Source organism: Bowmanella yangjiangensis, from assembly GCF_017255015.1.
GTDB lineage: Bacteria > Pseudomonadota > Gammaproteobacteria > Enterobacterales > Alteromonadaceae > Bowmanella > Bowmanella yangjiangensis.
Genome location: NZ_JAFKCS010000058.1, coordinates 1 through 5,856 on the forward strand (window position 1 = coordinate 1; position 5,856 = coordinate 5,856).

At 45.6% G+C, this 5,856-nt stretch carries 9 protein-coding genes; 8 read left to right on the forward strand and 1 reads right to left on the reverse strand.

Features of this window, described 5'->3' with window-relative positions:
- Positions 1-33 precede the first annotated feature (33 nt).
- The 8 genes from J0A65_RS21085 (at position 34) to J0A65_RS21120 (ending at position 4,874) form a co-directional block, all read left to right on the forward strand.
- Complete coding sequence (locus tag J0A65_RS21085; RefSeq protein ID WP_206596310.1) at positions 34-648, forward strand: hypothetical protein; 615 nt, start codon at positions 34-36, stop codon at positions 646-648.
- A 649-nt stretch (positions 649-1,297) separates the two neighbouring features.
- Entirely contained in the window at positions 1,298-1,705 is a 408-nt protein-coding gene (locus tag J0A65_RS21090; protein WP_206596311.1) for a hypothetical protein, read from the forward strand.
- Between the two features lie 133 nt (positions 1,706-1,838).
- A complete protein-coding gene (locus J0A65_RS21095) occupies positions 1,839-2,390 on the forward strand; it encodes a DUF4166 domain-containing protein (RefSeq protein WP_206596312.1) in 552 nt (183 codons plus the stop codon).
- A complete protein-coding gene (locus tag J0A65_RS21100) occupies positions 2,387-2,893 on the forward strand; it encodes a demethoxyubiquinone hydroxylase family protein (protein WP_206596313.1) in 507 nt (168 codons plus the stop codon). The genes J0A65_RS21095 and J0A65_RS21100 overlap by 4 nt, the downstream gene beginning before the upstream one ends.
- A gap of 87 nt (positions 2,894-2,980) precedes the next feature.
- Positions 2,981-3,388 (forward strand): hypothetical protein, encoded by a 408-nt coding sequence (locus J0A65_RS21105; protein ID WP_206596314.1) that lies wholly within the window; start codon positions 2,981-2,983, stop codon positions 3,386-3,388.
- Positions 3,389-3,457: 69 nt separating this feature from the next.
- Complete coding sequence (locus J0A65_RS21110) at positions 3,458-3,907, forward strand: SRPBCC family protein (protein ID WP_206596315.1); 450 nt, start codon at positions 3,458-3,460, stop codon at positions 3,905-3,907.
- A 90-nt stretch (positions 3,908-3,997) separates the two neighbouring features.
- Complete coding sequence (locus J0A65_RS21115; protein WP_206596316.1) at positions 3,998-4,369, forward strand: tetratricopeptide repeat protein; 372 nt, start codon at positions 3,998-4,000, stop codon at positions 4,367-4,369.
- 67 nt (positions 4,370-4,436) lie between these two features.
- Complete coding sequence (locus J0A65_RS21120; RefSeq protein WP_206596317.1) at positions 4,437-4,874, forward strand: hypothetical protein; 438 nt, start codon at positions 4,437-4,439, stop codon at positions 4,872-4,874.
- 216 nt (positions 4,875-5,090) lie between these two features.
- On the opposite strand, the gene J0A65_RS21125 is transcribed toward J0A65_RS21120, so the two are convergent.
- Positions 5,091-5,633 (reverse strand): hypothetical protein, encoded by a 543-nt coding sequence (locus J0A65_RS21125; protein ID WP_206596318.1) that lies wholly within the window; start codon positions 5,631-5,633, stop codon positions 5,091-5,093.
- Positions 5,634-5,856 lie beyond the last annotated feature (223 nt).

Below are 5,856 nucleotides of genomic sequence, written 5' to 3' on the forward strand. Positions count from 1 at the left end.
CTTAATCGTTAGGGTCATCAAAGTTGGAAGCTTATGAGTTATATTGATTCTTACGATCACGAATATATTGGATCATTAGGATATCTTCCTATTTATCGCTCACTCCAAGTTATTGAGGGGAATAAATGGGGTGACTATGACTTTAGTGCTACTCCAAATAATCTTATTCTTGGTGGCGGTAGTGGTGAACATCCCGGTCTTGTTGTTCATAAGCTTGGAAGCCTAGCGGCTAAATTTTTATACGATCAAATTTCAGACGAAGAAGAGGAGTTCATTTCTAAAGAAGATATGGATTATGTTATTGACCAATGCTATGCAGACGATATTCTTGAGTTCTGTAGTTGGTCTATAAGACAGTACGCCAGCCTTAAAGAAATGGCAGAATCCATAACCTTTACTACTCCTTTGGGTGAAGATGAGGAAGTTGAAGAATGGCTATGCAAATCGCTTGGCGAGCTGATCTATTTCTCTCTTTTCGAACTAAACCCTGAGCATAATAAGCTAAAAGGTATCTTTGGTCGCTTTGAGATTCAGGCTTCAATGCAGAATATCGCATGTGTTCCCCCAGGTTATCCTAGGTGTGGTGGTCGTAGAGTAGAGAACGGTGAATTAAAATGGGGGTTGCATCGTTGGCCAGCCAAGCCCTAACAATCGGCTGCACGGCGACCAGGAAAAGGGGACATATTTATTTATGGTACAGCGCCACTGGTCTAAAAATAAATCTGTCCCCTTTTGCATTCTTTTCCCCTTTTCCCATTAGGGCCTTATCGTATGTCGCCTGAGCTTCAAAAGATCACATACGTGACAATTTTTCTCCTTGCGGTTCTGATAGCAGGAGAAATAACGCTTGCTATAAATATGGCTACACGCTCGAAGCCCTACTGGCTGGGAGATTCCTTATATCTTTCGCTATGGTGGATAGGGCCAATAACAATAATTGCCTTATCGATACTAAAGGGAAAGGGTTTAATATTCCCTCTCAGCTTGGCCTGGGTCAGTTTGATTACGGGTATTTTTGTTCAATACATGTTGTATACGCACAGTGATCCATCCGAGGCATTCCTTACTTTAATTAGTTTAGCCAGTTATTGGGTATGCGGTGTTCTAGCAGTAATATCAATCCTTGTTCAACGGCCCTAGCAACCAATTCAAATCGTTCGCTTCGCTCACTCGGGACGGGCTAAAGCCCGCCCCTTAGGAAAAGGGGACTAGGAAAAGGGGACAGATTTATTTATGGTACAGCACCACTGGTCTAAAATTAAGTCTGTCTCCTTTTTTCTAAACGTAAGAGGCCAAAGTGGCTGAACCAATTCAAACACTAATTTGGTCATGGTGCGGCGCTGAGGAAAAAGCCAAAATCAATGCGCTATTGGCATTAGGAAATGCTCTTTACAAGCTAGCCTTATCTCCAGCGGAAAAAGATGCATTGCTGCCAGATTGCATTCATTGCGAACTGCTTAACCAATATTTCGATAGCGACGGTGTATTTTTAAAAACATGCTCGGAGGAGGTTCCCCAGGAGCTAGTTCTAATAATTAAAGACCTGACGAGCCTACTAGAGACTCTGCCTCCAGAGGAAGCCGTCTGCTTTTCAAGATCAATATTTGGCCTCCCAAATTGGCTAAAGGTACAAGAACTGTCAAGTCGAGCGCTGCAGTTAATAGAGTGGGGCGAAATATCACGGCATGAACAGCAGCTATCCTAAGCTCGCTGCGCAGCCTATAACTAGTGGTTCAAGCCGTTCGCTCAGTAGGAAAAGGGGGCGGATTTAACTACGGTGACAGTGTCACTGGTCTAAAAATAAATCTGTCCCCTTTTTTCTTTAATATAGGCAAAAAATGCACGCTAATATAGTCAAGGATTGGTTTGGGACGCAATTTAAAGAGCTTCACCCACTACTTCAGGAACTACATTTGACAGGTGGCCAGTTGTCTGGCGACGTCCACATATCCTATGGGACGGGAGTTGCTGGCTTAATCGGTCGTAGATTGGCGAAAAAGATGCGTTTTCCGGAGGTCGGAACACACCAATTAAAGATTGATATTTCGCATACTGTTAATAGTTTGTCTTGGGGGCGTTCATTTGACAGCCAAGCGCCAGTGATCTCTCTCTTCAAACCCGTTGGAAAGATAGACTCTGGCTATTGGGTCGAGTCAACGGGGCCTTTGGAGATGAAGTTGACGGTAGATGTTATTAATGGGGGGTGGTTTTGGCGCTGCTTGAGCGTTAGTTTTCTTGGCGTACCAATACCCAAGTGGCTGGTGCCGCATACAAATGCATATAAGGTAATTGAAAATGATTTATACCGCTTTCACGTGGGGTTTTCCTTGCCACTCATCGGCTCGCTAGTCTCCTATCAGGGCTTGCTGGGTCTAGAGGCGACTCAATGAGTCTCGATAAAGAGCTAAGAGTAATGCATGCATGCGAAGTAGGTGCCACAGGCGTCTACAGGGGGCACAAGTGCATTGCCAGGTATTTTTATAGATCATCCATCGCTGACTTAGATAATATGCGCCTTCATGAAAAAGACCATAGTTCAATTTTTATGGGGCTCTTGGCTCACAGGAAGATACGGCCATGCTTTGCTTATAAGCTGTTTTTCCTTGGTGGTGTAGTGTACGGCGCGTTAGTTGGCTTGCTCGGAATTAAAGCGATTGGCGCAAGCACGTCTGCAATTGAAGGGGTGGTGAATATTGAGATTGAGGCGGCACTGGAAAAATTCGAGGATGAGCCTCGTATATGTGAGCTATTACGCGCTATGCAGCTAGAAGAAAGGCAGCACCAAGAGTCAGGGGAAAATTTGGCCGGCATAGACTACGTTCTGCATAGGCCGATCCAGCGTATCGCCAGAGTCGGAGCCTATGCCGCTAAAAAAATTGCACTACTGCTGTGATGTGTTAAAGAGTAAATTCATTATCTCCGTTCGCTAGAATGGGTTAAGGTTAGGTCCCGTAATAGGCGCTGTGCACAAGGAAGTAAGATGAAGAGAATCATCGTGTTGGTGGCATTATTTGCTGCGGTGTACTATGCATACAAGAGTCATTATTTAGGTGGCGTGAGTAGTGCGAGTCAATACAGCATAAGCAACATTCAGAACCAACCCATCCCGCAAGACGCTTTATTTGAACTGTGGCACGAGGCTGCGCTAAAGATGTGCAATGACTCAGTCAAATCATTCAATATCAGTCAAAGCCAGTGTATAAATAGAGTGGATTCAAGAAAAGAGTCATGTAAAGCAATCGGTAGGCGAAATGCCTCTACAGTGGTTGAAAGTGAGTATGAAGCTAAGCAATTAGGCAAGGCATGCCTTCACTGTGCAATTCCGGGGTATTACTGCAACGGAACAGAGGTAAAGACAGAAGAAGAAGCGCGTCGAAACTGCCAGTAAAGCATGGCGGATTGCTCCAGTCGCTCACTGTATGCTTCGTCCCCCCTTACTTAGGCGCTAGACACTGTTATGGCCCTGGTCGAGTACGAACTGATCATCAACGCCCCCTCAGCGGCTGTCTATGCTGCATCTCAGGACTATTCAGTTAGGTATCAGTGGGATCCCTTTCCTGAGAAGATAGAACTTCTGGGTAATGCAACCGAGGTAGGCATCGGGGTTAAGTCACTCATAGTCGCTAAATCCGGCTTAACAATGGAGGTTGAGTTTGTTCAGGTTGCCCCACCTACAACGGCAGCCATAGTCATGACCAAAGGCCCAGCGTTCATCAAAAGCTTCGGTGGTAGTTGGGTTTTCAAGCCCATTACCGTCAGCTCAACAAAAGTAAAGTTTCGCTACTCAATCAAAACCAAGAAATGGGCAATACCCATACTCTCAGAATATGTGGCAAGTGTTTATTTCAAAAGAATAGTCAAGGCCAGGCTTGCCGGCTTAAAAAAGTTCTGCGAGCAAGGTTCCTAATAGTGGGCTCAACGTCGCTCACTTCGTCCGCTGGGCGTACAAAGGCTGTGCTTTTGGCAGTTCGTTAGCTTACTTGTTATGCGAGTCACTATGGATAGCGAAGAACTTTACAAAAAAGCTATGGAGCTAGAGTCCAGAGGCGAACATAAAACGGCAATTTCGACTTACGAAGAAATAATTAAGAAATCTAACGACCCTCGGCACTTCATCGCATTTGGAGTTTGCCTTCAAAAATGCGGCCATTGGAAGCAATCCATTGAAGCTTTAGAAAAAGGAATTTCACTGAAACCTCACTATTGCGAAGGTGATGCCCGCCTATTCTTAGCAAAAGCACTTTTTAAGTCAGGTAAAAAAGGCCGTGCAATCAAGCAATGGCAGCATGTGTCCAGAATGCAGTCTGAGTATCCAAGCTATGAGTCCGTGCAAAATGAAGCCAGGAAAATGCTTGCACAGCACGCATAGCAAATGCTTCAAGTCGCTCGCTCGGAACCGACTGAAACAGCTCTTTAATTAAATGTTAGGCCCTACTATGAAACGATTTCTAACCAGTCTCTTTACAATGCTCCTGCCAATCAGTTCCCCTGCCCAGACTAACTCTTGGCAATCAGACCCTGCTGAGTCAAAGATAGGTATTCATGTCATCTCGAACTTCGGAGATGACCCCGTCGTTTCGTACCCCACAATCTCCAATGATGCCATTCAATCAGTACTGCGAAGCGTTGATTGGATCAATGGATTTCATCAGGTTGTTGTCGTCACTTCACCGGGTATCTCAATGGAGGTCGGTGGCAGTCTTGATCCTGAGCATGGTCTTTCCGCAATGTACAGGGATCGCTACGACCGAGTAGATGCCGTAATTATCAATCCACCTGAGACAATAGAAGAGATGGAAAATATTCTTATTGCGTTCAACCGCCAGGACGGCACATGGCGGAAAGAGTACGCGTTCGATTTCAAACGCTACTGACTGGGGGCTAGCAATTCATTCAAGCCAGGCCCGCTTAGTAGGTTGGCTTAATTCAGACGTTACTATTTGAACTGCTTTGCTCGCACAGGGTTTAATTTTGCTCGGGCATCCCCGTGTTTAGCTACTTTTTGGGGCGCGATCCCTTATGGAGTGGGTTAACTATCGATTAGCTAATAGTTGACCAGGCTGCTGTGGTCGACCTGCTGTGCACCATCCTCACGCCCCATTTTTTACTTTTGCTGGTAAGAATATTTTTTCCCCGAGTAGCGAGACGTCAAGACTAAAGACAATCCGCCGTAGACGCGTCCGGCGATCAACCTCAGCATCGTGTATAGCGTTTGAGAAATCTTCATGTGATAAACAAAGCTGTAATCCTGAGAATTCAACTGGTTCGCGAATGGTAATACCTTGTCTACAGAGCTTTGCTTTGTAGCCGCCTCTTGCAGATGTGCTGAAAAGTCCTGTGTTAATTTGGCGTTCGCTGATTACTTCATGTCCTGCTCTGACCAATACCCATCCTGAAAGTGTGAAGTAAAGGATAGTGCAAATAATTAAGTTTGGAGCGCTCAGTTGGTCGTGGATATTATAAGTGTTGCCTCTGAGAGTGACGTCAAAATAAACAATGATCGCGGTAATCATGCTTGCAATGACAAACCCTGTAAGGCTTATTTTGAAAGGGCCATAAAAGGCAAGGTATAGTCCTAGTACTCCAACAAATAGCAGGGCTGTGAAAGAAAATTTTACTAATCGCTTGCGCATGCAGCCCTCGGCTGAAAGTTGCCAGAAGAAGAGTGGCCGTTATCCCGCGAGGGCTAACCCATTCTTCGGTTAGCGTCGTCGTCGCCTGATCTAGTTTGGCCGGTCTCCGTCACGCTCCTCCCGCGAGCCAGCCATTGACGTTGGCTTCTCACCTGTACGTCAACTATCGCTCGAGGAGAAGGGAAGAAGCGATTCATTTTCTGGCTGGCCGTTAGGCAGAGAT

Bases quoted from the DNA above. Each gene is read 5' to 3' on its own strand.
- J0A65_RS21085 (WP_206596310.1), top strand. From the start codon at position 34: ATGAGTTATATTGATTCTTACGATCACGAATATATTGGATCATTAGGA.
- J0A65_RS21095 (WP_206596312.1), top strand. From the start codon at position 1,839: ATGCACGCTAATATAGTCAAGGATTGGTTTGGGACGCAATTTAAAGAG.
- J0A65_RS21100 (WP_206596313.1), top strand. From the start codon at position 2,387: ATGAGTCTCGATAAAGAGCTAAGAGTAATGCATGCATGCGAAGTAGGT.
- J0A65_RS21105 (WP_206596314.1), top strand. From the start codon at position 2,981: ATGAAGAGAATCATCGTGTTGGTGGCATTATTTGCTGCGGTGTACTAT.
- J0A65_RS21110 (WP_206596315.1), top strand. From the start codon at position 3,458: ATGGCCCTGGTCGAGTACGAACTGATCATCAACGCCCCCTCAGCGGCT.
- J0A65_RS21115 (WP_206596316.1), top strand. From the start codon at position 3,998: ATGGATAGCGAAGAACTTTACAAAAAAGCTATGGAGCTAGAGTCCAGA.
- J0A65_RS21120 (WP_206596317.1), top strand. From the start codon at position 4,437: ATGAAACGATTTCTAACCAGTCTCTTTACAATGCTCCTGCCAATCAGT.
- J0A65_RS21125 (WP_206596318.1), bottom strand. From the start codon at position 5,633: ATGCGCAAGCGATTAGTAAAATTTTCTTTCACAGCCCTGCTATTTGTT.